Below are 25,907 nucleotides of genomic sequence, written 5' to 3' on the forward strand. Positions count from 1 at the left end.
CAGCAGTAACGATTCTTTCAGGAAGAAATATGCATTTGTTTTTTGAAGTCTTTTATTCACACCAGCGCACCGCAAGTTCAATTAGTAAAAGGTTCTCGGAGTGGTGGGAAGCAGACCTTGTAAAAAGAACCAAAATTGAAGTAGATCATTACAACCGGAAGTATTATTATAAGCTGTCCAAAAGGGGCTATTGGTTTTTGGGACAGGACAGGTACCTGACTGCAAAACAAATAGAAATTCGTTTGAAGTATCAAGCCGCCACTAAAGTACCGTACGCTCACAAATATGTATTGGTATGGATTGAGTATTTTTGAGAAAGCTAATCGGATTTTCCCATCTACTTAGTATTCTTTAATAGGTTGGGCCAGACATGGGGAAAGAATAGTTTCAATTTTTATGGATAGGAAGGAAGAGGTAGTATGCAATTTCCAACACGAATAGGCGTTGATCCGGCTGGATATATCTTAAATCAAACATCAACACAGAAAATCCATCCAGTATATCGGGAACTGCTGAATCAGATTCTTGAGATGTTAAAAAGATGCGCAGGAGCTAAGGTACATAGCGTCTATATCTACGGCAGTGTAGGAAGAGGAGAGGCGGTTCAAGGAACTTCAGATATTGATTTATCAGTCCTATTGACATCCCCGCTGCTCCCGCAAGAAAAGGCCCTTTTAGATCGTGAGACAGCGGCGCTTGTTCACTTGAATCCGCTTGTACCAAAAGTAGATTATGATATGGGAGTCGTAGCCGAAGTCCTAAAACAAGAGAACCAATTTTATTGGGGATTTTGGTTGAAGCACGTCTGCAGCTGCATTTATGGAGAGGATCTATCCGTGAAATGGCCCCAAATGAAACCCGATATTCGAATCTGTCAGGCCATGAACCAAGATCTTATGGAGACACTGGCCGGCTATCGAAAGGCGATTTTGGAAAAAGAGACCGATGCGTATACGCTGCAGTCCATTTTAAAGCGGATTGTGAGGGGGGCTTATTGCTATGTAGCGGTGAGAGATGAAAGCTGGTCCACCGATATCCGTGAAAATCTCCAAATTCTCCAGCATTATTTCCGGGATGAAGCATATTTCAAGGGAATTGAAGAAGGGCTTCTTCTCCAGAAGCCCCTCAACAGAGATGATGTCCTAAATTGTTTGGATTACTTCATTACTTGGTTTAGCGAACACTCGATCGAAGGAAAAGAATAAGGATTGCAAGAATAGAAATCGTTTATTTTTTCTGTATTCAAGTCATTGGGGTTAGACGCATCCAGAAAGTAGGATGATTGCCATTTTTGGCTTTGAATCGCTTGTTTACTGCTTGGACTATCCCGGATTGGATAAATTCTTATCGCCATTTTTCCCCTGGGACGAAGAAGATCTAAGAATATGAAATAGAAAAAAGGAGACCGGTAGTGCACCCCGAAAGTTAGAGTTCTAATCTGATTTTGGGGCGCACCACCTTCTCGACTGCGATCATAGAAGCTGATAAAGTCTTATACCAATTTTTACTGTTTTTCATTTCTTGCTCCTTATAGTGTTTTAAGTTGTGCGAGTCCAATAAACATTTGTTCAACTTATATAGAAAAGTAAATGTGAGTGAACAGAACGGAGGAAAAATATGTGCAGCCAAAGCGTCCCGGCAATCCGGAATCTGAAGGATCTGGTGAAGGTATTAAAAACTGATCATGAAAGAATTATCTTTTTAGAGACGCGCCTCTCCCAAGTGGAAAGTACAGTTACATTTGCTAAGAAGCATGGCAAAGAAGCGCTAATGCCTGTCGATTTTATTACAAGGTCTTAAAATCGATGAGTTTGGTTTAGGGTACTTGCTTAATAATGTAAAAGTCGACGGAGTTATTTCCACGCGGGCAAATGTCATTGCATCTGCAAAAAAATGAAGCATTATAGGGAGTCACAGATGGTTTGCTCTGGATTGTCATGCACTCGCCCATAATATGGATATATCGGGAAATCCAACCGGAATTTACTGAAATACTTCCAGGCATAATTCCAAGTATTATTAAAGAGATTCAAAATGCCACTGGGATACCAGTAATAACCGGAGGCTTGACCGAACAAAAGGGCATATGGCTATCAAATCCGGGGCTTATGCTGTAATTGCATCTAATGTAAAATTATGAAAAGACCGTTAGGAATAAGAAACGAATTTATAATAATTAGAAAAATTAACGCGATTGAATTGACAGCGTTTTCATAAACTATTATACTAGGTATAAGTTAACAGCTCGTGACGAGATTAAGAGACACATTGAGTACTTTGGGCAAGCCCCGAAGGTATTTGATGTGTCTTTTTGTGTGTGATGAGTATGAGAATAGGAGGAGTCGAGGGAGAGTTCAGATATCAAAATTACATTGAGTTACAAGTAATAACTTTGTGAAACAAGGGGGATCATCATGAAAAATGTAAAAAGACCATTAATTTTATTGATTGTCGCACTATTACTTATTGGTATCGGCAGTGCAGTTGCTGCTAGCTTTAACAGTGCCGGCGGGGATGTAGATGTGTCCCGTATTTATTTTGACACTGAGCGGGGAGAGCTGTCGGGTTTGCTTTATAAGCCAGAAGGGGCAGACGAAGAGGCAAGGCCGACAATCATCGCCACGCACGGGTATTTGAACTCTGGTGAAATGCAGGATGCCCAAGCCATCGAAATATCTAAGCGGGGTTATGTAGTCCTGGCGCTGGATATGTATGATCATGGACATTCTACTGGAACGATGGAGAAACCGATTCCGTTCTTCTCCTTCTGGCCGCAAGCTATGTATGATGCGGTCCAATACATGTATGAACAGGATTATGTATTGAAAGATGGCGAAGGAAATGGGATTATCGCTGTTTCCGGGCACTCCATGGGTGGCTTCTCTTCAACGCACGCAGTGATGTTGGATGAGGTTGATTTCCAGGAATCAGGTATCCGTAAAATTCAAAGTTCCTTGACGATGGGTTCTGATTATCAGTGGTTGAAAACACTTGGCTATACAGACGAACAAATCAACGCTTCCTATGGGCCGCGTCCTTCAGGGAAAATTGCTGGAGTTTACGATGAATTTTTCTTTAATGCAGAAGCGGCTGCGGCGGGTCAGCCTGTCGTTAAGAAAGACTACGTCAGTACAGCCGAAGGCCTTGGGTTTTTAGGCGGATTGGAATCAGCGCAAGCGGGTGAATTTTATGAAGTGGATGGCGGTCAACGGATTATTTACCAGCCTAACGAAACACATCCATGGAATCATTTTTCACAGCAGTCTACTGAATATGCAATCGACTTCTATGACACAGCTTTTTCGGATTACGGTAATTTAGTGGAAATCGGTGAAGATGGACAAACATGGATGTGGAAAGAATGGTTTTCATTTATAGCTTTGATAGGTTTCTTCCTCCTTTTCATTCCAGTTATCAGCTTGTTGACGAAACTTCCATTCTTCAATTGGGTTTACACAGAGCGTCCGGCGGCGCTTTCTGCACCAAAATCAGATGGTGCGAAACTTGCTGGTTATATACTGCTTATTGTGGGAGCGCTTTATCCGGCCCTTTTCTTTACGGCATTATACAGCGCTAATGAAACAGGGATGACCTTGCTGCGTCAAATCAGCATGACCGCCATTGGATTATCTGGGCTGATATTATTGTTCAGCTTTGTAAAAAATTCCGCCAAGTCAGTAAAAATGGGCTCGGGGCTAATTCTTGGCTTAAGCATCGTACAATATATTTTCCTCCGTCAGCAGGAACGATTTTTTGCGACTACCGAATGGTTTGGCGGAGCTACTGTCAATCCAATTCTCTTCTGGGCTATCAATGTTGCGATAGTGACGCTGATGATTTTGGTTGGTTATCACTTTGTTTCGAAAAAAGCAGAAGGAGCACGTTTCGCGAATTATGGATTACGTGCTAACATCAAAACGATCATCTCAACTTTTGTTACCGCTATACTTGCTGTCATTATCGGATATGCTGTCCTCTATTTAGTGGATGCAATTTTCCAAGTCGATTTCCGTCTATGGACCGTAGCAGTAAAAACATTTGAAGAACAGCATGTATGGGCTCTTTTACGCTATGCGCCATTATTCTTCATCTACTATTTCATCATCGGAATATCAGTCAATGTCAATACAGCCAGCAGTTTTTATGATGGATGGAAAGGTTATGGCATATCCATTCTCCACTTTATCGGTGGATTGATCCTATATTTGATCTATCATTATGGCTTGTTGTTCATTACAGGGACGGGCGGCTATCCTGCAGAGTCATTATCATCGATTATTGTAATCGGTCTTGTGCCGATCCTTTTGGTAGCAGCAGTTTACAATCGTTACTTTTTCAGAAAAACTGGAAATGTCTATGTTGGGGCATTTCTGAATACAATTCTATTAACGATGATTACTTTAGCAAATACAGTTCTTTATACAATACTCTAGTGATTTAAAGAATGAAGGGGAAGGGGGAAGGGATAAATGAACCGCACCCCAAATGGGTCACTTTTTTAAGTGTCTACCATTTGGGGTGCGGTTCAGTCATGTTACAAGCCCTTTTTTTGTTAATAATAGAGGATTATTTTATTTAAACCGTGTTTATGAATAAAAAAATAGACAAATAAGGCCTTTTCTTTTGTGTACTTTATAACGCTCTGTGAGAAACTGATATTGATATTTCCAAAAGGAAAAGCACCATCAATGTAGGATGGCGCTGTAAAGTGTAAGCATCAACTAAGGGGGATTGATTAGCTGACTCCACATATCAAGGCATTCCACCTGGAGGAGAATGTCCCAATCATGCTTGACGCGTTTCGGGATTTCGAATGATTTGAAATCCTCTTGGAAAATTTCTGCTTGTTTGAAAATCTCAAGCAAAAAAACACCAATCAAAGATATGGCTGAAAAATGGAATGTTTCCCGAGCCGCCATTTATCGTTGTTTGGAAAAACAGTAAATCGGAAAGGTTGCTGCTTATGCAGAATGTACCACTTCCTTTAACTGGCTCTTCAGAAGAACATTGTAAGAATCCGAGAAATCGATCAACTTAGTTGGACTACATTAGAAGTGGTTGAAGCTGATCACGACAATTTAGTTATCGGTATTAAATAAACATAAAAGCTATCTTCCTTAAAAAAGGAAAGATAGCTTTTATGCCAAGTAAGACTTGAACTAGGTGCAAAATAGCACTTAGAGTGCCTGAATACGCAATTGACTATTTTCCCAATAGACTGTAAAATCAATAGTCCTGCCAGCTAAATGCTGGCATCAAGGGAACTGTGAAAAGTTCATTCTTCTAGTGAAAAGGATGGAGACCATGAATAAAGAACAATTGATGGAAAGCGCACGCAGCATGAAAGAAAGAGCATATATTCCCTACTCGAAATTCCCGGTAGGCGCTGCTTTGTTGATGAAAGACGGCACAGTGGTCAACGGGGTAAACGTAGAAAATGTTTCACTAGGCGCTACAAACTGTGCGGAACGGACGGCCATCTTCACAGCTGTAGCCCAAGGATACAAAAAAGGTGATTTCGAAGCGATTGCAGTAGCGGGGAACACGGAAGACTACCTTCCGCCTTGCAGCATCTGCAGACAGGTTATGGCGGAGTTCTTCTCGCCTGAAATGCCGGTTTATTTAACGAATGAGAAGAAAGAAATATTGGAATTAAAGTTAAAAGAGTTATTGCCATATGCTTTCTTAGATTTGGAAATGTAAGATTTGATCCATCAAATACAGGCAAGAAAAGGAGTTGTCCCGAAAGCATTTTGGGACAGCTCCTTTCTTTTTGGGCTAAGAAAAGAAGTATTTCAAAAAGTTTGTAACGAAATGAAGCGTCAAGGTATGAATACAATGAACAGGAAAAGTGAAGGCAGCCAAGAAACAGCTTGAAGAGGTGTATGAAGAAAGCCAACCGAAAATCTACGCATTCTTTTACGCCAAAACAGGCAACCGGGCAGCCTCTCAGGACCTTTGCCACGATACGTTTATGAGGCGTGCAAAAGTATTGTGTCGTTTAATGGCGAGTCTACGTTGTCGATCTGGATCTTCGGCATCGCCAACAACCTATTGAAAAAGTATTACCGCAAAAACAAGTACCAGCAGAATTTGATGGAAAAGCTTGCGGTGGTTCTGGAAGCTGATATCCATTCCATCGCAGAATTGGCGGGAACCCGGGAAGATTGATACGCAGTACAACACGAATAGAGCCTCTCCCCTGATTTTCTGTTTGCTCTTCCTTAGCTTTACTATTATTTAAATGTATTTAATATACATTTGCTTCTCTACCGGTTCTTCCTGTGTCTATAGGTTCTGTTAATGGCGAAAAATTCACATTAAAATGAACAATAGGAAGGAAGCGCAAACGAGAGCGATTTCAAATATAGAGGAGACGATGTGATGAAAATCGAAACGCAGCGGCTCAAGATTATTCCGTGTAAACCGGAACACCTTCAGATGCTGGAAGAGCAATATTACGAAAATGGACCTGAAATTATGGTGTATTTGAAATCATTGCGGGAAGATCCAGAGCTTTTGGCATGGGGGCATTGGCTGGTCATCGAGAAAGCGAGCGGACAGGTCGTCGGCGATGCCGGCTTCAAAGGCAAGCCGAATGCAAACCGTGAAATCGAAATCGGCTACGGCCTGCTTGAACGGTATTGGAATAAAGGCTACGCGACCGAAACAGTGAACGGCCTGATTGAATGGGCGTTTAACACTGGAAAAGTGGAAAAAGTGCTGGCTGAAACCGAGCCGGATAATGTCGGTTCCATCCGTGTGCTGGAAAAAGCGGGCATGCAGCAAACAAAGAGAACGGATGAAATGATTTCCTGGGAAATAAAAAAGAAGAGCGTCGTATGAAGTTCTATATTGCATCGAGCTATCAGAACGTAGAATGGAAAGGAGCACGGCATGAGCAAAAAAACAAAACTATTCATCATCTTCGCTTTCGGAATGCTGGCGGGTTTTATTATCTCAGCGATTTTCAGATGAAATTTTTACCGGCACCATTGGCAGTAAGATCATATTCAACCATGTCAGCGCAGGAATTGCCAGCAACGGCATAAAAGCTTCTTCGACACTGACACCGAACAACTGCATTTCATGATCCAAGTTCCAAATGATTGAAACAGTTATGCCGATAATGGCGGTATTAGCTAAGAGAGCTGAAATAAAAATCCTTATTTTGGCCTGCTGCTTGCTGGCCATCAACCCGGACACAAACATGGAACTCATGAAAGAAAAGACGATCAATAAGAAATTCAATGGAGTGCTCCTTCCTGGAAAAGGGATTACTCATGAGACTCCATTGTCGAAAAGAAGTTGCGTTTAAGTTAAAAGTATTTTCGATATTTTTTACAATTGATGGAAACTTTTTGCATCTTCAACCGTATATAAGAGAACAGATAGGTAGGTTCGGTTATTCGGTGAAAGGAGCGGGTGTGTTTATGGGCAGGGGCAGAAAGAATGGATTCAAACCGGAGGAATTTGGAGAACGTTTTTTGGCAGAAGATTTTACCGTGATTTACCGCCAGTGCATCAAAGAGTTCCGGGAAACGATTGCCCTTCGGGATTTTATCGACTTGGCAAAGTCCTTTAACAAAGGTGTGAAAAGCTATCGCTTGGCGGATGCAACCAGCATGCCTGGATTTAAGCAATATATCTGGCTGGACGACCGGGAGGAAAAGGCGATCAATGTCGCTTTCGAGGGCAACGAAATTCAAGGAATGTACATAAAGCCTTACATAACGTATCCGAAAAGCGATAACCAATTCACCAAGACTGAATTCATCATGCCGATTGCAGAGGACTGGTTTGTGTTTTGGGGCGGGAAAAACGAGTTCATTAATTACCATTACACGTACGAACAGCAGCGCTACGCATATGATTTAGTCGTCCTGAAGAATGGCCAGACCTACCGCAACCAGGGATTGCGCAATGAAGACTATTACGCTTTCGGCAAAAAAGTAGTGGCCCCTGCCGAAGGGAAAGTCATCAGGAAAGTGGACGGAATTGCGGACAATCCGCTTGGCGAGATGAATGAGTCGAATCCTGCAGGCAATTATATTGTGCTGGAACATGAACCAAATGAATACAGTTTGCTGGCGCATTTTAAAAGAGGGTCAATCGGGGTGAGGGAAGGCGACAAGGTGGAATGCGGTCAATTTTTAGGGAGATGCGGCAATTCCGGAAATTCATCGGAAGCGCATATCCACTTTCAAGTGATGGATTCACCGGAAATGGATCAGGGCATTTCGTTGAACATCCGGTTTAAAGACGGCCTGGAGCCGATCCAAGGAGATACTGTTCATGCGGCTGTCATGGAAAAGAAACCGCAGAAACTGGATGCATTTGATAAAGCGGAAGTTGCGTTTTCGTTGTCTGATTTCTTCTTATTCATACCAAGGCTGCTCAGGCAGCTTTTCAAATAAGTGATTTTGGCTTATGCGTACCTGTAACTGAATGGCTAACTGCACGTCTACTCTGAAAAGCTGAAAGTGGGAATGGTCGATGAAAAAGACAATACTCCTGATTTTAATGGTGCTATTTCTTGCAGCATGCGGTGCGGAAGAGTCCCCGGCTGCTTCCCTGGAAGAGATGCAAGAGGATGCTGTAAATGCCAAGCCGCAGATTCAGGAAGAAGGCCCGGCACTGACCGTTGATTGGGTCGATTTTATCCAATGGGAAGGAAACCATTACCTAGCGTCAGACTCTGCTGTCCTTGAAGATCCGGAAAAAATCAGCGGAAAAGCGGGGGAAGTGGCATTCAACGTCAGTGACAATATCAATTCCACTTCATATAAAGTGAAAAATGGAGATGCAGCTTTCTGGGAGCCGGGCACCGAACTTTATCATATAGATGGACTGCCGGATTTTTTGGCCGTGAAAGACCCTTCGGAAATTAGCGGGTACAGACTGTACTTGGATAACGCGAAAAGCGAGAAGTATCCGCAGCATTTCAAAGACCTCAAACTGGAGGGAATAAAAAAAATTGAAATTTACGATCCGTTCTTCGATGAGAATGCCAGCTCACCTAAGCTGCTCAATACGCTGGAAGATGAGGAAAATGTGCAGGGGTTTTTGAAAATGCTGACAGGGGAGCATGCACCGCAAGATCCCGAGCTGATCACCAATCCGCCGGATCCTGAAATTTATGCAGCTGTTTTGCATAATGGCGAAGACCTCGCAAGAAAGTTCCATATTTATAAAGAAGGCAAGCAATGGCTATGGTATCCGTGGGACCGAGAATTCCTGCCGGAAGAAATGGGTTCTTATATCGAAAAGTAAAGCCAATTGAATAAAAATGAACATCAAAAATGAGCTTGGGGGAAAGTTTCCAAGCTCATTTTTCGGTTAAAACGGGCCTTGATTGTCGCCTCGTCCAGCATGCCGTCGGGCCTCAGCCTCTGCCGAATTCTGGTTTAGTGTATTCTCCGATTTATACGGAGTGTATTTCCCGCGTGTCACTTTATCCACGAGAAAAGCCACTAAGAAGATTGCCGCTAGAGATCCCCAAAATAACCACATCATCCAATGCATATTCATCTCCTCCTTCATGTATTTAACGTTTGTTCAGTTCAGTTAATAGTTAGTATACGGATGAATTGGAAAAAAGTTTCAATAGTCAGTTAATGGAATGAAATTTCAACCGAGCCCATTTAGCCAACAAAACAAACAGAGTTGTCCCAAACTGCTTTTGAGACAACTCTGTTTATTAACGGTTCGGCAATTCCCGGCCTTCCGCAAACGCTTTAAGGTTCGCGAGGCTCAGTTCGAATCCGTCCATATTGATGTGGACGCGCGTCCCATCTTCTTCGGGCGAAAGATCAAAGACGAATTTCAGCCCGTCCACGTCAGAAGAATAGGAGAAGCGGCTGTTCGGAATGACTTCTTCAATCGTGAAGATCATTTCGACGTGTTCGCCTTCCTCCAATTGGTTGTGTTCATTCGGTATTAATGTGAAAACGGCTTTTTCCCCGGCTTCTAAGCGTGGAATTGTCCATTCAGAACCGGGTGCGTACCAAGTGGAAAAGCTTCCATCAATCGTCAAGGCTTTCCAGACGGTATCCAAATCGGCATCGATAAAGACAGAACGTTGATCAACATTCATCGGAAGGACCTCCCATTTCTTTACATCGTATCGAATCTCCCTATTATTTTCAACTTTCAGGCAAAAGAATCCTGCCGGCAGTTGTAACCCAAGGAAGAAAATGAAAGAATGAAAGAAATAGACATCCAGGGGGAATGGAAAATGAAAGTGGAAGAGAAAGCAATTGGCATGGTCGGCGGAAAAACGGTGAAGTCATTTACTGTCAGCAATTCAAAGGGCATGGAAGCGACTTTCCTTGAATGGGGCTGCGCAATTCAGGAAATCCGGGTACCGGATCAGTTCGGCACCATAGAAAATGTGGTATTGGGCTATGAAACGCTGGAAGAATACATAAATGACCCGGCTTTTCTTGGCGTTATCGTGGGGCGGGTAGCGGGACGCATCCAGCATGCGGAGCTTCTAATCGACGGCGAATCCTTTAAACTGCCGGAAAATGACGGAGGCAATACGCTTCACGGAGGCCCTGAAGGATTTCACCGGAAGGTTTGGGAAGGCCGGGCAGAAGTCGACGACAGTGAAGTGCGTATTATTTTTACCTATACCAGTGGAGACGGCGAGCAGGGCTTTCCGGGACGGCTTGAAGCCGAAGTGATCTATGCCGTGAACGAAAACAGCGAATTGGCGATCCGCTACCGGGCTGTGTCTGACAAAAAGACAGCGGTCAATTTAACGAACCATTCGTATTTTAATTTAAGCGGCGGATTGAAGCGGAATGCTTTAGATCATGTGCTGACGATGGAGAGTGAGCAATTTGTTGAACTGGATTCTTCCCTTATTCCTACAGGTAATGCGCTTAATGTAGAGGATTCAGTATTTGATTTTCGGACGGGCCGAACGATAGCTGACGGCATTTCGTCAACGCATCCGCAAATCGAAATGGTGGGCGACGGCTACGACCATCCGTTTTTATTGAACGGGGCAGGCCTGTCGAAAATGAAACTCGAAGATCCCGAAAGCGGGAGGGTGATGGAAGTGAAAACCGACCGGCCGGCAGTGATTTTCTTTTCGGGCAATAATCTGGACGGCGGCATCCAGCTGAAAGAACGCAAGTCCGAACGGCATCTCGGCATCTGCCTGGAAACGCAAATTGCACCGGGGAATCCGGAAGCGATTTTGCTGGATGCGGGCGAGGCGTTTGAGGCAAACACGACATTCCGTTTTAAAAACTAGGAACTTCTTTTTGGGTGAACCGTATATAAAACGAAGAAGAATTTCAGAACAGAGGAGGGGAAGACCGTGCCGACATGCCAAAATTGCGGACAGCAATGGAGTTGGAAGAACGCCTTCCAGAAATACATCAAACTCAATAAAGGAATGGAATGTCCTCATTGCGGCGAAATCCAGTATGTGACGTCCAAGAGCCGGAAGCAATCGAGCGCATACAGCATCCCGCCTTTACTGATCCTGATTTTCAGCAATTTGCTGTTTGATTTAAGCATTCCGGTGTATATCATGCTGGCAGCTGTTCTATTTGCGGCAACGCTGGTGTTTTACCCATTTAAGATGGAGTTGACCAGCAAAGACGAACCGTTATGGTGAGTCTTGCACTGGAATTTAGAGGGGAGGAAGCCGAATGAAGCCGAAAGTTTTTATTGCCAGACCGGTTTCGCCGGAAGTGGAAGCTTACATAGCGAAGCATTGCGACTATAAAATCTGGAAGAATCCTGAGAAGATTCCGAACCATATTCTGCTCGAGGAAGCAAATAAGGTGGACGGCTTGCTTGTGCAGAACGCCGCTGTGACGCGGGACTTTCTTTCGCAGCTGCCGAATTTGAAAGTTATCAGCAACACGGCGGTCGGCTACGACTCATTTGATCTGGATGCCATGAAGGAATTTGCCGTCATCGGCACCCATACGCCATTTGTTTTGGATGAAACCGTAGCCGATTTGGTTCTCGCGCTGATCTTGTCTGCCGCGAGAAGAGTGCCGGAGTTGAATAACTACGTAAAACAAGGGCAGTGGAATAAAGACACAAAAGCGGAGGAGCTTTTCGGCACGGATGTGCACCATGCAACGCTGGGTATTGTCGGGATGGGGCGCATTGGCGAAAAGATCGCACGGCGAGCAGTCTTCGGCTTTGAGATGAACGTCCTTTACCACGCGACAACGCCGAAGCCTGACCTTGACGAAAAATACGGCATGCGATACAGTGAGCTGGACGAACTGCTTTCGAAATCCGATTTTGTTGTCTTGATCGTTCCGCTCACCGATTCGACCCGCCACATGCTAAGCCGGGACCAATTCCGGCGCATGAAATCTTCCGCTTACTTGATCAATGCGGCAAGAGGGGCAGTGGTCGATGAGTCTGCTTTGATCGAAGCGTTGAAGTCCGGTGAGATTGCGGGAGCGGCGCTCGACGTCTTTGAAAAGGAGCCGGTCGATTCCGATAATCCGCTTTTGAAGATGAAGCAAGTGACTGCGCTTCCGCACATCGGCTCAGCGACTGCGAAAACCCGCGAAGCGATGGTCATGAAGGCGGCCGAGAATTTAGTAGCGGGTGTAACTGGGAAAGTTCCGGAGAATGTGATGAAAGAGTTGAAGACTTAAAATTAAAGTGAAAAGCCAGCTGCAGGGGTCAAATCCTCTTGCAGCTGGCTTTTTTAATGCATGTAAATAATGGCTAGACTTTCATCACCATGCCATCCAACCGCTTCTCCATCTGTTCTTCCATCCAAAGTGCAGTTTCAATCAGCTTTTGAAGGTCGGTGCCGGTGTCGACGCCCATGCCAGCAAACATATTGACCATGTCTTCCGTACAGACGTTGCCGACCGCTTTTGGGGCGAATGGACAGCCGCCAAGCCCTGCGATGGACGAATCGAAGCGGCGGATTCCAGCCTGGTAGCCTGCTAGGACATTTGCGAGCCCGAGCCCGCGGGTGTTATGGAAATGGAGGCCGAGTTTGATGTCGTCTCCGTAATGGCGTTGGAAGCGATTGACGACTTCTGCGACCTGAACGGGATTGGCAAGCCCTGTCGTATCCGCCAGAACAATTTCGGAAGCGCCAGCTTTCACGAAGGCTTCAGAAATTTCGAGTACACGGTCGACTGGCACTTCTCCTGAATAGGGGCAGCCAAATGCTGTTCCGAGAACACCGGTGACAGGCTTTTTCGCAGCGACTGCTTCCTGGATCACTGTAATATGCTCGGCGACATTTTGATCGACGGTTTTCCGGGCGTTCTTCAAATTGAACGCGTCGCTCGTAGTGGTGACGATATGAAAGATGTCTACATCGGTTTTCATTGCCCGTTCCATACCGGAATAATTGAGGATCAAGCCTGCATACTTCACGCCATCTACACGAGGAACCCGTTTCATCACTTCCTCCGCATCGGCCATTTGCGGGACGACTTTCGGATTTACAAAAGATACCGCTTCGATTTTCTTGATGCCCGCATCAATGAGGCGCGTAATCATTTCCACTTTCTGGTCGGTGCTGATCGGCTTTTTTTCATTTTGCAGGCCATCACGGGGCCCGACTTCACAGATTTCAATCATTTATTGCTTCCCCTTTCCATAGATGGATTTGCGGTTTGTTCAATTGGATGAGAACGTCATCGCGTCCCTGGTAAATATGTTCCTGCATCGCGATTTTTGCCCGTTCCGGCTCCTGGTTTTCAATGGCTTTTAGAATCGTTTTATGGACTTCCAATGAACGCAGTAATTGCCGTTCGTTATACCAATAAAATGAACGGAAAATAATAGGCACCACGACAAGCTTGGCAATATGGGCTCTCAAGTGTTCATTTTTGGCAGCTTTGAAGATTTCTTCATGGAAATCCTGATTCGCTTGCTGGATATTCTTAATGGTTTCAATATCGGATCGCTCAAGTTTGGTGATGGCTTGTTCATAAGCTGTATTTTTTTCGCGCATCCGTTCAAGTTCCTCATCGGTGCGGTTCAGTGCAGCTTCGCTGGCCCCGTGGCTTTCGAGCAATGCGCGGAGATTATAGATTTGACGAATATCCTTAATGGAAAATTCCTTGACGATATAGCCTCTTCGTTTATAGGGAATAATCAGGCCGTCGGACTCCAATTGTTTGATGGCATCACGGATCGGGGTGCGGCTTACTTGAAGCGATTCGGCTAAAGCTTCTTCCGTCAAGCGTGTTCCAGGCTCATATTCGCCAATAATAATGGCATTTTTGATGGCGTTATATGGATTCATAATTCCTTCACCTCGAACTTATTGTATACAATAGGATATTTTAAATCAAATGAATTATTTTAAATTTTAAAAATTGGTTATAAATTCAATGGAATTAGAGGAATTCTTAATAAATATCAGAAAACGTGTTGACTCATTGTATACAGTGTGATATTTTTTTATCAATTGCTAATTGTTTGAAAAATTAAATTTCAAGGGTCTTCGATTTATAGAAGGTACAGGCAATTAAAAAATGTTCTGCTTTCTAAATAATTGAGAAAGCGTTTCCACTTATTGAAATAAACCTGGAGGTGCAATAAATGAAAATTGAAAACGAAGAAGCCGTGTATGAAAATGCGAATCTGGGAACCGCCACTTTGGATGAACAGCAGGAAAGAACACCATTAGAAGGGATTCGCGTCCTTGAGCTAGGGACGCTGCTGGCCGGACCTTTCACTGGCCGGATGCTCGGCGATTTCGGTGCTGAAATTATTAAGATTGAAGCACCGGACAAAGCGGACCCAATGAGGCAATGGGGCCAGCAAAAAGATGGGGAAGGGCTATGGTGGCCGATCCAATCCCGCAACAAGAAATCTGTGACGTTGAATCTCCGGACAGAAGAAGGGCAGGAGATTTTTAAGGAATTGGTCAAGGAAGCAGATATCATCATCGAAAATTTCCGGCCAGGAACGATGGAAAAGTGGAATCTCTCCTATGAAACACTATCCGAAATCAATCCGAAAATTATTATGACCAGAACTTCCGGCTATGGCCAAACGGGTCCATACCGCAAACGGGCAGGATTCGGGAGCGTCGGGGAAGCGATGGGCGGCATACGCCACGTGACGGGCTTCCCAGACCGTGCCCCTTCGCGAATCGGTGTATCAATCGGTGATACACTTGCTGCGCTGTTTGCGACGATCGGAACGCTGACCGCTTTGAATGAGCGCCATTTTTCCGGAAAAGGGCAAATGGTTGACACAGCCATTTACGAATCGGTTTTCTCGGTCATGGAAAGTACGGTGCCGGATTATCTTTTAGCCGGCTATGTGCGTGAACGCATGGGCAATATCTTGCCAGGCGTTGCCCCTTCGAATATTTATTTGACGAAAGAAGGAACGTATATCGTCATCGGGGCCAATGCAGACGGCGTCTTCAAACGTCTATGTGAAGCGATGGGGCGTCCGGAGCTATTCGAAGACCCGCGCTACCGCACGCATCACGCGCGAAGCGAACACATGACGGAATTGGATCAATTGATCGAAGATTGGACGAAGACGCAGGATACAGCAGAGGTGCTTGAACTGCTTAGTGAAAAAGGTGTGCCATCTGGCCGCATTTATTCGGCTAAAGACATCGTCGAAGATCCGCATTATGCAGCACGGGACATGATCATCAAAACAGAGCACCCGGTTCTCGGTGAATTCCCAATGCCGGGCGTCGTTCCGAAGCTCAGCCGGACGCCGGGGAAAGTCCAGCATGTCGGGGCAGAAACCATTGGCAAAGACAATGCAGCCGTTTACGGAAAACTCCTGAATTTCGATGAAGATAAATTGAAAGAATTAAAGGATAACCAAATCATTTAAGTGAAAGAAGGGAGCCGTTATGGGCAAAACGCTTTACGAGAAAATTTGGGACCGCCATATCGTGGTGGAGCAGGAAGATCAGCCGGACATCATTTACATCGATCTTCACCTGATTCATGAAGTGACATCGCCGCAGGCCTTTGATGGCTTGCGTCTCGCAAACCGCCAAGTGCGCCGGCCCGACCGGACGCTGGCAACAATGGACCATGCAATTCCAACGACAGACCGCAGCCTTCCATTTGAAGATAAAATTGCCGCAAAACAAGTGGAAGCCTTGCGGAAAAACTGCCAGGATTTCGGCATCGAACTTTTCGATCTCTTTAGCACAAAACAAGGGATTGTCCATATCATCGCACCGGAGCTGGGCTTGACGCAGCCAGGCCAGACCATAGTCTGCGGAGACAGCCATACGGCGACCCACGGGGCTTTCGGAACGCTTGCTTTTGGCATCGGTACGAGCGAAGTCGAGCATGTGCTTGCGACCCAGACATTGAAGCAATACAAATCGAAGACAATGGCCGTCAATTTTAACGGAGAACTGCCGATCGGGGTGACAGCGAAAGATTTGATCCTCGCATTGATTGGGCAGTACGGACATGATTTTGCTACGGGCTATGTGCTGGAATATCGGGGAGAAGCGATTCGCAACTTAACGATGGAAGAACGGATGACGGTCTGCAATATGTCCATTGAAATTGGGGCCAGAGCCGGGCTGATAGCACCGGACGAAACGACTTTCAAGTATTTGGAAGGGAAAGAATACGCGCCTAAAGGCGAAGAATGGCAGGAGGCACTGGAAGACTGGAGAGAACTTAAGAGCGATAAAGATGCCCAGTTTGACCGGATCGTCGACTTTAATTGTTCGGTGATTGAGCCGCAAGTCACTTGGGGAACCAATCCAGGGCTAGTAGCAAGCGTGAATGCCGCGGTTCCAGGGCCGGAGGATGTGCCGGAAGAAAAACGCCGAATGGTGGAAAGCGCCCTTGCTTATATGGACCTGGCTCCAGGAACGGCGATCAAAGACATCGAAATCAATACGGTCTTTATCGGCTCCTGTACGAACGGCCGAATCCAGGATCTCAGAGAAGCGGCGAAAGTCGTGAACGGCTACCAAGTGGCAGAGGAGGTTCGAGCGCTGGTGGTTCCGGGTTCCCAGTTTGTGAAGCAGCAGGCGGAATCGGAAGGGCTTGCGAAAATCTTTACCGATGCTGGATTTGAATGGCGCGAAGCAGGGTGCAGCATGTGCCTCGGAATGAACCCGGATATCGCAAAGCCCGGCGACCGCGTCGCGTCGACATCGAACCGCAATTTTGAAGGGCGCCAGGGAAGAGATTCAAAGTCGCATTTGGTCAGTCCATCGATGGCGGCAGCTGCGGCGATCGAGGGCCGTTTTGTGGACGTCCGGCAATGGCCGATCAAAATCGGGGAGGGTGTGTAACCTATGGAAGCTTTTAAAACCCATCAAGGCATAGTGGCTCCGCTTGACCGTGCCAATATTGACACCGATGCCATCATTCCGAAGCAATTCCTGAAGCGCATTGAAAGGAGCGGCTATGGAGAGTTCCTGTTTTATGACTGGCGCTACACGAGTGAAGAACAGGAAAATCCGGAGTTTCTATTGAACCAGGAACCCTACCGTAACGCGAGTGTTCTCTTGACGCGTGAAAATTTCGGCTGCGGTTCTTCCCGTGAACATGCTCCGTGGGCGATCGAGGATTTTGGTTTTCGTGTGATCATTGCGCCGTCATTTGCAGATATCTTCTATAACAATTGCTTTAAGAATGGGATTCTTCCGCTGCAGCTGCCAGCAGAAGAGGTAGAAGGGCTTTTCAGCAAGACAGCTGAAAATCCAGGCTATAAGCTGACCATAAATCTGGAGCAGCAGCGGATCATGGACAGCCAAGGCTATGAGAGAGAATTCGAAGTGGATGAATACAGGCGTGAAATGCTACTGAAAGGTTTGGACGAAATCTCAGCGACTATCCAATTTGAAACCCAAATCGCTGATTTTGAACGCACTCATAAAATTTATTATTCAAGGTGACAAGCGGCCGGTCTACTGAGCAGCAAAAATAACAGCATTTACAAAAAGGAGCTTTTATATGGACAATAAATCAATCAAAGAGCCGATCCGCAAAAAATGGATCTGGATTGTATTGGTCTTGATCGTGCTGGGCAATGTCCCTTGGTATATGCCGGCTGGATCATATGAACCCCTGATTTTGGGGATTCCGTACTGGGCATGGATCATTATTGGATTTTCACTGCTTTTATGCGGCTACTTGAGCTGGGCGACACTGAAGCAGTGGAATATTGTGGAAGACGCCGAAGAGGCAGAGAAAAGGGGGGAGCTGAATGACTGATTTAACCTTTGCGGGCATAGATGGAGTTCTGATTTTATCTGCCTATGCCGTCATTATGCTGGTCATCGGGTATTTCTCCGGCCGAGGCGATAAGACGCTTCATGACAACATGAGCAACTATTACCTGGCTGGGAAAAATCTTGGATTCGTTGCATTGTTCTTCACTTTGTACGCAACGCAATATAGCGGAAATACAATTATCGGCTATGCGCCAACGGCTTATCGCACCGGTTTTGCCTGGCTGCAGTCCATTACGTTTATGACGATTATTATCGGTGTTTATTTATTGTTTGCACCGCGGCTTTATGTCGTATCGAAAAAACTCAACTTCATCACACCGGCTGACTGGATCACTTACCGTTTCAAATCGAAAGCGGTAACGATTCTGGCAGTTCTGCTGATGCTATGGGGGCTTGGCAACTACTTGCTTGAACAGCTGGTGGCCATTGGCCAAGCGGCTTCAAGTTTAACTGGAGGCACGATTCCTTATCAAGTGGCTGTTATTGCTTTCGTCCTTGTCATGCTGATCTATGAATGGCTCGGCGGCATGAAAGCGGTTGCTTTCACAGATGTCATGCAAGGTTTGGTGCTGATGGTCGGGATTGTGGTGTTCCTCGGGGGCGCGCTCTACCTTGTCGGAGGGAACTTCACTTCCGCCACGGAATTTATAGCGAATACGGAACCGGCGAAGCTCGGGGTGCCGGAAATGATGACTTCCGTCAACTGGCTAAGTATGATTCTCCTGGTCGGATTTGGCGCTGCCATTTATCCGCATGCGGTCCAGCGGATCTTCGCGGCAGAAAGTGAGCGTACATTGAAGCGTTCATTCTCACGCATGGCTTGGATGCCGCCGATTACGACAGGATTGGTATTTGTCATCGGGATTTTAGGGATTGCACTGATTCCGAATTTGAACGAAGCTGGGTCGGAACAATTAGTCGGGCTGATGGCCAATGAAATTGCCGGCATCAACGGCTTCTTCTATTGGGTGATGATCATCTTCTTCGGGGCGATTGTTGCCGCTATTGTATCAACAGCCGATTCTGTGCTGCTGAGCTTTTCATCGATTGTTTCCAATGATATCTACAGCCGCTTCATCAATCCGAACGCCCCGGAGCGCAAAAAAGTGATGGTCGGAAAAGTGACCGGCGTCCTGGCTGTCGGTGTGCTTTTATGGATTGCCTGGTATCCGCCGGCGACCCTGTATGAAATTTTTGTCCTGAAATTCGAATTGCTCGTTCAAGTATTCCCGGCATTTGTCTTAGGGCTTTACTGGAAACGCATGGCTGCGCAGCCGGTATTCTGGGGAATGCTTGCAGGGGCAGTGATTGCGGGCGTCCTGACTTGGACCGGACACAAAACGGTATTTGGCGTCCATGGCGGCGTCATCGGCCTGGCAGCGAACTTTTTGATTGCAGTCGTTGGATCGTATCTAGTAACAGTTGAAGCGACAGAAGAGGAAAAAGAAGAACTGAAGAAAATCGACTTGGCATAAAACAGGGCAGCCGCTTGCTTTATGTCAGTAAAAGAGATGAACTTACATGGATAAAACCATTTTACAAAATAACTCAATAGTGAATATCAACCCGTGGCGCATGCTGACCTGGCTGCTGATTGCCCAAATCATGGTGGCTTTCGTCGGCAGAAGCCTTGCGCCGCTCGGAGTGCTGATCGGAGAAGACCTGAGTTTAACAAAAGCGCAGATTGGCATGCTTCCGGCAGCATTATTTTTAGGGCAGTCTTTCGTATCGATTCCGGCCGGCTTTATCGTCGACCGGATCGGTTCAAAAAAGCTGCTCTTTCTTTTGTCCCTGTGCCTCGGCTTATCTTTTATCCTGATGACAGTTACTTCACTGTATGCGATTGTACTGTTCATGGTGGTGCTCGGCGGAATGGGCTATGGAACGATGCATCCGACATCGAATAAAGGCATTCTTCACTGGTTTTCAGAAAAGCGGGGAACAGCGATGGGGATTAAACAGATGGGCGTCACCCTTGGCTCGGCACTTGCAGCGCTACTGATGCTGCCAGCAGCGGTTGCTTGGGGCTGGCGGCCAGTTTTACTCATGGCCTGTGGATTATTGATCTTCACTGGACTGCTTGCCTACCGTTTCTATCACGATCCTCCTGAAAAAAATGGGGTAACTAGTGAGAAGCCGGCAAGGCTATTTGCTTCAATCCTTCAAATGTTCAAAGAGAAGCCGCTTCTGCTCGTCAGCATTGCAGCAATGGGATTAAGCGGCAGCCAGCTCATTTTAAACACGTATATTGTCTTGTTCGCTTATGAACATCTCGGAATTTCGCTGGTCCTTGCGGGAATGCTGCTGGTCATTTCAGAAGTCAGCGGGTCGTTTGGCCGGGTTGCTTGGGGAATGATCAGTGATAATCTTTTTAAAGGGAAGCGAATCATCGTCTTGGTCATTATCGCCGCTATATCAATTCTCATGTCCATCGCGATCAGCCAGCTTCCGGTCGGCACCCCGTTTTGGGTGATGGTGCCGATTACAATTCTGTTTGGTTTCTGCATTTCCGGCTTTAATGGCATCTGGATGAACGCGGCGACAGAACTGGTGCCGATCGAGCGCGCGGGAATTGCGAGCGGCTTCAGTCTGACACTCGGCTCATGGGGGGTCATCGTCGGACCGCCACTATTTGGCTATATCGTTGATAAAACAGGGACTTTTACATTCGGCTGGCTGTTTCTTGCAGGAATGCTGGCAGTAGTGGTAGCGTTATTAATAACCGCCATGTCCATTGTTAAAAAAGAAATGCGGCTAGATAATTGATTGCAACGAAAGATTGGTCTGGGAGGAATTCAAATGGATATCGACTTACGAAAAATTGATACGCAGCAAGCCTATAAACTGATGTCAGGTTCGGTCGTTCCGCGGCCGATTGCCTGGGTTTCCAGTATGGATGCAGAAGGGGAGCTGAACCTCGCACCGTTCAGCTTTTTTACCGTGGCCTCAAGAAACCCGCCGATGCTGTGCATCTCCATCGGGCCGGGAGTCGGCGAACGCCTGGGCACGGTCAAAGATACGCTTGAGAATATCCGGCAGCAAAAGCAATACGTCATCAACATCGTCAATATGGACCTCGCCAATGAAATGCACGAAAGCGCCAAAAACTTTCCGAAGGATGTGGATGAGTTTGCAGCGGCTGGCGTGACGCCGGTTGCGAGCACGTCGGTTTCCGTTCCGCGCGTCGGGGAAGCACCGATTTCGTTCGAGCTGGAACTCGACCGCATCATCGAACTCGGCAGCGACCATCTCATCCTCGGAAAAGTCGTCCACTATCACATCAAGGACGAATACTACCTCGGCAATTACAAAGTCGACCTCGACAAATTGAAGCCGCTCGGCCGCATCGCGCATCAATACAGCGAAATGTATGGATTTTTCAGTTTGCCAAGGGAAAAATAAAAGATTTTCGCTTGCAGGAGGCCCTCTTTTCGAGGGTCTTTTTTATATACAGTTGACCTATATAGTTAGACTGTATATAATGGAACTATATAGTTGAACTGTATAGGAGATGGGAAAATGAAAAGGCATAAACTGCTTCCGTTAACGGAAACGATGCATTATATTTTATTGGCCGTCAGAGAACCCCTTCACGGATATGCCATTATGCAAGAAGTGGAAGAGATGAGCAATGGGCAGGTCCGAATTGCGGCTGGCACGTTGTACGGGGCAATTGAAAATCTGTTGAAATACCAATTGATCGAACTTTTGCCTGGGGAAGACTCGAGGCGAAAAGTCTACCGGATTACGGATGAAGGCATGGAGATTTTGGCGATTGAACAAGCACGGCTGCAGCATATTCTTTCTCTTTATGAAGGGAGACCGCATCATGAAAAAGTTTAAATTATTCATGGATATCCAAAAAGAAGAAGATTGGTTGAACGGCATGGTGAAAAAAGGATGGTTGTGCAAGCACGTCAGCGCCTGGGGAATCTACGATTTCGAAAAAACGGCTTCTGCAGAACAAGTCATCCGCATTGACTACCCGACGTTTCGGACAAGCGATGCCAAAAAACGCTACATCGAGTTGTATGAAGACTACGGCTGGCAGCACCTTGGCGGCAATTGGCTGCACTACTGGCTGAAGCCGGCTGATGGAAGAGACGAACTGTTTTCAGACCACGCATCGCAAAAAGCGTATCTGCGCCGGCTGCTCGAGTATTACGGTTCGATTGGCTTCGTTCTCTTGGTCATCGCCTTTTCGGTTTTGAACAACGGCTCCTATTCGAAGAGTTTAAAAGGCGCCTATTTGACTCCGGGGCTATGGGAGAAGGAAGGAAGCGAATTTCTGTCCGCTTTTCTTTTCGAAACGCCTTTTGCCTTGATGAGATTCGGGATGCCCTGGCTGCTGCTGGGCTGGGGGATCGCGTTTATCCTGGTATATTCGAAATACCACAAAAAAGCGAAAGAATTGGATAAGACGACGTAAATTCAATCGATTTGGATGCGAGGAGGAAAGCTTGGCTTTCCTCTTTTTTTATTGATGTGGAATCAATAAAATAAAAAAGGAGAATTCTGTAAAATGCTCTATAATGAAAGAAAAGGCAGGAAAAGGAGATTCCCATGATACAAAACGCAGTTTCGATTATATTGGATATCTTGCTTCTAGGGTTTTTGCTCCTTACATTTTACTGGGGATACGAATTTTTAGTAGCGACACGCTTGCTGTTAGTGGCTTTCGCGGCCGTATACCTGATTGTCCAGCTGCGAAAAAATTACATATCGATAAGCAAGTCTGTTTTCATGATCCTAAGCGCGCTCTTCCTTTTGGTATTGACCGGGACAATTGTATTCGACCATTATTTGAGCCCAAGTTTCGCAAGCGATAGAGATTTCTTAATTCCGGTGTTTGCACTCAATCTGCTGGGTTCGCTGTATCAAGATTTGAAAACAGAAACGCGCGAGAAAGAATGATCCGGCGTTGCTGAAAATATTCTCGGCCGGGTAGTTATTTGAATTGTCTAACTGTGATAAAATAGAACCATTCACAGGGGAGAAAATGGAAGAAGAGAAAATAAATTGGTGGATTTTTCTAAGTGCATAAGCTTTAAAGGAAAGGGGTCAAGTATATGTTAGGGGATAAAGACGAAGAAGTGTTTGCGGAAAAGCCAAGAACGCCGCGCAGGCTCGGGGAACCGACAGGCGCATTCAAAGGGGCTGCGTGGGGAGCGCTACTGATCGGTGCGTCATCGTATTTGATCGGATTATATAACGCCTCTATGGAACTGAATGAAAAAGGTTATTACATTGCGTTATTGATTCTCGGGCTCTATTCGGCAGTTTCGCTGCAGAAAGCTGTTAGGGACCGCGATGAAGGCATCCGGGTTACGAACTTGTATTACGGCATCAGCTGGTTCGCGCTGATTGCCGCAATTGCCCTTATGGCCATCGGCTTGTTCAACGCGGGAAGCATCATTTTGAGCGAAAAAGGCTTTTACGGCATTTCGTTCGTCTTGAGTTTATTCGCAGTCGTCACGGTGCAGAAGAACGTCCGGGACACGGAAGAAGCGAATCAGGATAAATAAACAAACGCCTAACTGTTTCGATGGTTAGGCGTTTTTCATCAAAGCGGGGTGAACAAGATGGGTGAACGATTTGAAATGAGTTTCCGGAACATCGAATTTCGGGCATGGTGCTATATCATGCTGCCGTGCATAATTGCAGCTCTATTAGTTGTCTGGTACACGGACTACGGCTACCAATATTTCGGTCCGGTAATTGTTTTGCTTGGTTGGGTGATCTATTACAGTTGGCGGTACGTACATAGGAAAAAACATAAAGAAGAAAGGAGTCGCTCATAAGGGCCGACTCTTTTTTTTGCGGATTCTTTTATTCCACCGAAATGAAGCGATTCAAAAAAAGGTAAAAAAGTTGTAACAAAATCCGGATTCGGGAGTTGTATAAACGAGGGGGTGAAAAGGGGATGGACTTTGAGGAAATCTATCGCCGCTATTTTAAAGAAGTTTTTTTGTACATCCGATCATTCAGCCGCAATGAAAAAGTGGCGGAAGAAATGACGCAAGAGACTTTTTTTAAGGCCTTAAAGGCCATTGAACGGTTTGATGGATCCCAGGATATTCGAGTATGGCTTTTTGCTATTGCTAAAAATACATACTTTTCGCATTACAAAAACCAGAAAAGGCAGGTCGACTTAGAAGGAATCGAAGAACCAAACACAGGAATTCACCTAGTGAAGCACTTAATGGATAAGGACGACGCGTTTATCGTCCATCAATTTCTTCACACGATGGAAGAGCCGTACAAAGAAGTATTTTCCTTGCGGACGTTCGGCGAACTGCCATTTGAGAAAATCGGAATTCTATTTGGAAAAAGTGCAGGCTGGGCGCGCGTGACTTTTCACAGAGCCCGAAAACAAATTAGAAAATACATGGAGGAGATGGACCGTGAAAGAAGTTAAATGCACAATCATCCAAGATATACTGCCTCTCTATGTTGACGAGGTAATCGGCCCGGATACAAAAGAAATGGTGGAAGACCATTTGCAGCATTGCCTAAGCTGCCAACAGGAACTTGAGTCGATGAAGCGCGACCTGATCCTGCCAGCGGAAAACAATGCCGCACCGCTCCAAACCATCCGCAGAAAATGGCGCAATAAAAAATGGATGATTTCCCTGGCTTCCGTGTTAACTACCGCCATTCTCTTAGCAGGGGTATTTTCATACGCGTTGTATTATGAAAGCGTCATTCCGTATTCGGGGGATCTCGTTCAGATCGAAGGCGAAGGCGGCGAATTGGTTGCCCGTTACTACGGCAAGAGCTATGCGACAGTTTATGAAACCCACCCAATGCTCCTTGAAGTGGACGGGGAAAGCAAAAATGTCAGCTTTATCTACTATACGAAAACCATGGTGGACGGACCAAGCCGCAACTTGATCAACACCGAGAAAACGTCTAACGAAAATGGATACACTTTTAACATTGTCGAAAGCGAAAAAGTTGATGCAGTTTATTACGCTCATTACGACATAGAAGATATAACAGAAGGCGAAGATTCATGGGAGTCCGTTCTAAAGCGCGCTGACTTGATTTGGGAAAAGTAGGATCAGGCTGGTTCGGGAGACCGATTTAGCAGAACTGAAAAATAGGAAGAGAAAAAGCCCAAACACTGCTTTTGCTCTTCCTATTTTGTTTGCCGATTCCAGTTTGTTATTCCACTTCTTTAAAGCCTTGGCTTTCCAGGATTTCAAGGGATTTTTCCATGCTGACACCGTTGTCTTTCGGGTCATCGCTAAAAGACATCCCCGGCAAATTTTCGATTTCGTCAAAATCGACTGTTTCATAATCGATTTCCATTGTTTCCACTGCCTGATCTTCCTCGTATTCCATTTGATGCGTGATGCCTTCGATGCCTTGGAATTCCCCGATCAACGGATCAAACAGCTCCTGTGCCTGCTCTTTCGATTCGATTCCGGCTAAATCGTACTGAATCAGGTTTTCCGTCGATTGCTTGGTCACTTTGTCGCCTTCTGTGGTGTAGACCATCGTCGTTACGATGCCGTTATTCTCCATTTCAAATGTCCGGGTCGATGCCTCTTCTCCGCCGCATGCAGCTAAGAACAGCGTTAAGGCCAGCAGCCCGATTGCCCCTTTAAACTTTTTCATCCGTGCACCCCTTATTCCGTCGTATTTTTCCCATTTTTAGAATATGTATTACATTTTTAACCATACCACTCTC

The 25,907-nt window shown here is 45.8% G+C and carries 35 protein-coding genes; 28 read left to right on the forward strand and 7 right to left on the reverse strand.

Annotated elements, in window-relative coordinates; all coding sequences use genetic code 11:
• The first annotated feature begins 419 nt into the window (after nt 1-419).
• Entirely contained in the window at nt 420-1,205 is a 786-nt protein-coding gene (locus tag MTR82_RS03795) for a nucleotidyltransferase domain-containing protein (protein ID WP_246807805.1), read from the forward strand.
• Here the strand turns inward: MTR82_RS03795 and MTR82_RS17060 are convergent.
• Nucleotides 1,157-1,354: a MepB family protein gene (locus tag MTR82_RS17060; RefSeq protein WP_251476569.1), complete on the reverse strand. Its 198-nt coding sequence runs from the start codon at nt 1,352-1,354 to the stop codon at nt 1,157-1,159. The two genes, MTR82_RS03795 and MTR82_RS17060, sit on opposite strands and share 49 nt — an antisense overlap.
• Before the next feature lie 263 nt (nt 1,355-1,617).
• On the opposite strand from MTR82_RS17060, the gene MTR82_RS17065 reads away from it, so the two are divergent.
• The 8 genes from MTR82_RS17065 (at nt 1,618) to MTR82_RS03820 (ending at nt 6,846) form a co-directional block, all read left to right on the forward strand.
• Entirely contained in the window at nt 1,618-1,800 is a 183-nt protein-coding gene (locus MTR82_RS17065; protein ID WP_279576964.1) for a glycerol-3-phosphate responsive antiterminator, read from the forward strand.
• A 25-nt stretch (nt 1,801-1,825) separates the two neighbouring features.
• Nucleotides 1,826-1,897 (forward strand): hypothetical protein, encoded by a 72-nt coding sequence (locus MTR82_RS17070; protein WP_279577009.1) that lies wholly within the window; start codon nt 1,826-1,828, stop codon nt 1,895-1,897.
• 40 nt (nt 1,898-1,937) lie between these two features.
• On the forward strand, nt 1,938-2,117 hold the full coding sequence (locus tag MTR82_RS17075; RefSeq protein WP_267882922.1) for a glycerol-3-phosphate responsive antiterminator: 180 nt from the start codon (nt 1,938-1,940) through the stop codon (nt 2,115-2,117).
• A 297-nt stretch (nt 2,118-2,414) separates the two neighbouring features.
• The gene (locus MTR82_RS03805; RefSeq protein WP_246807806.1) at nt 2,415-4,433 is read left to right on the forward strand and encodes an alpha/beta fold hydrolase; all 2,019 of its coding nucleotides are present in this window, start codon (nt 2,415-2,417) and stop codon (nt 4,431-4,433) included.
• A 343-nt stretch (nt 4,434-4,776) separates the two neighbouring features.
• Nucleotides 4,777-4,944 (forward strand): helix-turn-helix domain-containing protein, encoded by a 168-nt coding sequence (locus MTR82_RS17175; RefSeq protein WP_425023667.1) that lies wholly within the window; start codon nt 4,777-4,779, stop codon nt 4,942-4,944.
• 351 nt (nt 4,945-5,295) lie between these two features.
• A complete protein-coding gene (locus tag MTR82_RS03810) occupies nt 5,296-5,703 on the forward strand; it encodes a cytidine deaminase (RefSeq protein WP_341801983.1) in 408 nt (135 codons plus the stop codon).
• A 315-nt stretch (nt 5,704-6,018) separates the two neighbouring features.
• A complete protein-coding gene (locus tag MTR82_RS03815) occupies nt 6,019-6,171 on the forward strand; it encodes an RNA polymerase sigma factor (RefSeq protein ID WP_246807809.1) in 153 nt (50 codons plus the stop codon).
• Between the two features lie 213 nt (nt 6,172-6,384).
• Nucleotides 6,385-6,846, forward strand: a complete 462-nt coding sequence (locus tag MTR82_RS03820) for a GNAT family N-acetyltransferase (RefSeq protein WP_246807811.1) — start codon at nt 6,385-6,387, stop codon at nt 6,844-6,846.
• A 114-nt stretch (nt 6,847-6,960) separates the two neighbouring features.
• Here MTR82_RS03820 and MTR82_RS03825 read toward each other — a convergent pair whose 3' ends face one another.
• Nucleotides 6,961-7,251, reverse strand: a complete 291-nt coding sequence (locus tag MTR82_RS03825; RefSeq protein ID WP_246807812.1) for a hypothetical protein — start codon at nt 7,249-7,251, stop codon at nt 6,961-6,963.
• A 182-nt stretch (nt 7,252-7,433) separates the two neighbouring features.
• Here MTR82_RS03825 and MTR82_RS03830 point away from each other — a divergent pair, with 182 nt between their 5' ends.
• Together MTR82_RS03830 and MTR82_RS03835 are read left to right on the forward strand one after the other, a co-directional pair.
• The gene (locus MTR82_RS03830; protein WP_246807813.1) at nt 7,434-8,417 is read left to right on the forward strand and encodes a M23 family metallopeptidase; all 984 of its coding nucleotides are present in this window, start codon (nt 7,434-7,436) and stop codon (nt 8,415-8,417) included.
• A 79-nt stretch (nt 8,418-8,496) separates the two neighbouring features.
• A complete protein-coding gene (locus MTR82_RS03835; protein ID WP_246807814.1) occupies nt 8,497-9,273 on the forward strand; it encodes a membrane lipoprotein lipid attachment site-containing protein in 777 nt (258 codons plus the stop codon).
• A gap of 66 nt (nt 9,274-9,339) precedes the next feature.
• Here MTR82_RS03835 and MTR82_RS03840 read toward each other — a convergent pair whose 3' ends face one another.
• Complete coding sequence (locus tag MTR82_RS03840) at nt 9,340-9,525, reverse strand: hypothetical protein (RefSeq protein ID WP_052649934.1); 186 nt, start codon at nt 9,523-9,525, stop codon at nt 9,340-9,342.
• Nucleotides 9,526-9,700: 175 nt separating this feature from the next.
• The gene (locus MTR82_RS03845) at nt 9,701-10,096 is read right to left on the reverse strand and encodes an SRPBCC domain-containing protein (RefSeq protein WP_246807816.1); all 396 of its coding nucleotides are present in this window, start codon (nt 10,094-10,096) and stop codon (nt 9,701-9,703) included.
• 141 nt (nt 10,097-10,237) lie between these two features.
• Here MTR82_RS03845 and MTR82_RS03850 point away from each other — a divergent pair, with 141 nt between their 5' ends.
• The 3 genes from MTR82_RS03850 to MTR82_RS03860 all read left to right on the forward strand — a co-directional run bounded on the left by MTR82_RS03850 (nt 10,238) and on the right by MTR82_RS03860 (nt 12,644).
• Nucleotides 10,238-11,266 (forward strand): aldose epimerase family protein, encoded by a 1,029-nt coding sequence (locus tag MTR82_RS03850; RefSeq protein ID WP_246807818.1) that lies wholly within the window; start codon nt 10,238-10,240, stop codon nt 11,264-11,266.
• A 66-nt stretch (nt 11,267-11,332) separates the two neighbouring features.
• Nucleotides 11,333-11,635 carry a TIGR04104 family putative zinc finger protein gene (locus tag MTR82_RS03855; RefSeq protein WP_246807820.1) on the forward strand — a complete coding sequence of 101 codons (303 nt, stop codon included), beginning with the start codon at nt 11,333-11,335 and terminating at the stop codon, nt 11,633-11,635.
• Between the two features lie 34 nt (nt 11,636-11,669).
• Nucleotides 11,670-12,644, forward strand: a complete 975-nt coding sequence (locus MTR82_RS03860) for a 2-hydroxyacid dehydrogenase (RefSeq protein ID WP_246807821.1) — start codon at nt 11,670-11,672, stop codon at nt 12,642-12,644.
• A gap of 73 nt (nt 12,645-12,717) precedes the next feature.
• Here MTR82_RS03860 and MTR82_RS03865 read toward each other — a convergent pair whose 3' ends face one another.
• Nucleotides 12,718-13,593: a hydroxymethylglutaryl-CoA lyase gene (locus MTR82_RS03865; RefSeq protein ID WP_246807823.1), complete on the reverse strand. Its 876-nt coding sequence runs from the start codon at nt 13,591-13,593 to the stop codon at nt 12,718-12,720.
• A complete protein-coding gene (locus MTR82_RS03870; RefSeq protein ID WP_052649945.1) occupies nt 13,586-14,263 on the reverse strand; it encodes a GntR family transcriptional regulator in 678 nt (225 codons plus the stop codon). The genes MTR82_RS03865 and MTR82_RS03870 overlap by 8 nt, the downstream gene beginning before the upstream one ends.
• Nucleotides 14,264-14,562: 299 nt before the next feature.
• Here MTR82_RS03870 and MTR82_RS03875 point away from each other — a divergent pair, with 299 nt between their 5' ends.
• The 14 genes from MTR82_RS03875 (at nt 14,563) to MTR82_RS03940 (ending at nt 25,272) form a co-directional block, all read left to right on the forward strand.
• A complete protein-coding gene (locus MTR82_RS03875; protein ID WP_246807824.1) occupies nt 14,563-15,828 on the forward strand; it encodes a CaiB/BaiF CoA transferase family protein in 1,266 nt (421 codons plus the stop codon).
• 19 nt (nt 15,829-15,847) lie between these two features.
• Entirely contained in the window at nt 15,848-17,266 is a 1,419-nt protein-coding gene (gene leuC / locus MTR82_RS03880; protein WP_246807825.1) for a 3-isopropylmalate dehydratase large subunit, read from the forward strand.
• Between the two features lie 3 nt (nt 17,267-17,269).
• Nucleotides 17,270-17,872 (forward strand): 3-isopropylmalate dehydratase small subunit, encoded by a 603-nt coding sequence (gene leuD / locus MTR82_RS03885; protein WP_246807826.1) that lies wholly within the window; start codon nt 17,270-17,272, stop codon nt 17,870-17,872.
• Between the two features lie 58 nt (nt 17,873-17,930).
• On the forward strand, nt 17,931-18,191 hold the full coding sequence (locus MTR82_RS03890; RefSeq protein WP_246807827.1) for a hypothetical protein: 261 nt from the start codon (nt 17,931-17,933) through the stop codon (nt 18,189-18,191).
• Entirely contained in the window at nt 18,184-19,686 is a 1,503-nt protein-coding gene (locus tag MTR82_RS03895; RefSeq protein ID WP_246807828.1) for a sodium:solute symporter family protein, read from the forward strand. The genes MTR82_RS03890 and MTR82_RS03895 overlap by 8 nt, the downstream gene beginning before the upstream one ends.
• 46 nt (nt 19,687-19,732) lie before the next feature.
• Nucleotides 19,733-20,977, forward strand: coding sequence for an MFS transporter (locus MTR82_RS03900; protein ID WP_246807829.1), 1,245 nt, complete (start codon nt 19,733-19,735; stop codon nt 20,975-20,977).
• Between the two features lie 33 nt (nt 20,978-21,010).
• Nucleotides 21,011-21,613 (forward strand): flavin reductase family protein, encoded by a 603-nt coding sequence (locus MTR82_RS03905; RefSeq protein ID WP_246807830.1) that lies wholly within the window; start codon nt 21,011-21,013, stop codon nt 21,611-21,613.
• 117 nt (nt 21,614-21,730) lie between these two features.
• On the forward strand, nt 21,731-22,054 hold the full coding sequence (locus tag MTR82_RS03910) for a PadR family transcriptional regulator (RefSeq protein WP_052649958.1): 324 nt from the start codon (nt 21,731-21,733) through the stop codon (nt 22,052-22,054).
• Nucleotides 22,041-22,640 carry a DUF2812 domain-containing protein gene (locus tag MTR82_RS03915; RefSeq protein WP_246807831.1) on the forward strand — a complete coding sequence of 200 codons (600 nt, stop codon included), beginning with the start codon at nt 22,041-22,043 and terminating at the stop codon, nt 22,638-22,640. Before MTR82_RS03910 ends, MTR82_RS03915 begins: the two co-directional genes overlap by 14 nt.
• A gap of 134 nt (nt 22,641-22,774) precedes the next feature.
• Complete coding sequence (locus MTR82_RS03920; protein ID WP_246807832.1) at nt 22,775-23,125, forward strand: hypothetical protein; 351 nt, start codon at nt 22,775-22,777, stop codon at nt 23,123-23,125.
• 155 nt (nt 23,126-23,280) lie between these two features.
• Nucleotides 23,281-23,736 (forward strand): inner membrane protein YiaA, encoded by a 456-nt coding sequence (gene yiaA / locus MTR82_RS03925; protein ID WP_246807833.1) that lies wholly within the window; start codon nt 23,281-23,283, stop codon nt 23,734-23,736.
• Nucleotides 23,737-23,793: 57 nt separating this feature from the next.
• Nucleotides 23,794-24,012, forward strand: a complete 219-nt coding sequence (locus MTR82_RS03930; RefSeq protein ID WP_246807834.1) for a hypothetical protein — start codon at nt 23,794-23,796, stop codon at nt 24,010-24,012.
• Nucleotides 24,013-24,134: 122 nt separating this feature from the next.
• Entirely contained in the window at nt 24,135-24,629 is a 495-nt protein-coding gene (locus tag MTR82_RS03935; protein ID WP_246807835.1) for an RNA polymerase sigma factor, read from the forward strand.
• The gene (locus MTR82_RS03940) at nt 24,616-25,272 is read left to right on the forward strand and encodes a zf-HC2 domain-containing protein (protein ID WP_246807836.1); all 657 of its coding nucleotides are present in this window, start codon (nt 24,616-24,618) and stop codon (nt 25,270-25,272) included. Before MTR82_RS03935 ends, MTR82_RS03940 begins: the two co-directional genes overlap by 14 nt.
• A gap of 106 nt (nt 25,273-25,378) precedes the next feature.
• Here the strand turns inward: MTR82_RS03940 and MTR82_RS03945 are convergent, their stop codons facing one another.
• On the reverse strand, nt 25,379-25,834 hold the full coding sequence (locus MTR82_RS03945; protein WP_246807837.1) for a YehR family lipoprotein: 456 nt from the start codon (nt 25,832-25,834) through the stop codon (nt 25,379-25,381).
• Nucleotides 25,835-25,907 lie beyond the last annotated feature (73 nt).

The sequence above is a fragment of the Planococcus ruber genome (assembly GCF_022819085.1).
Classification (GTDB): Bacteria; Bacillota; Bacilli; order Bacillales_A; family Planococcaceae; genus Planococcus; species Planococcus ruber.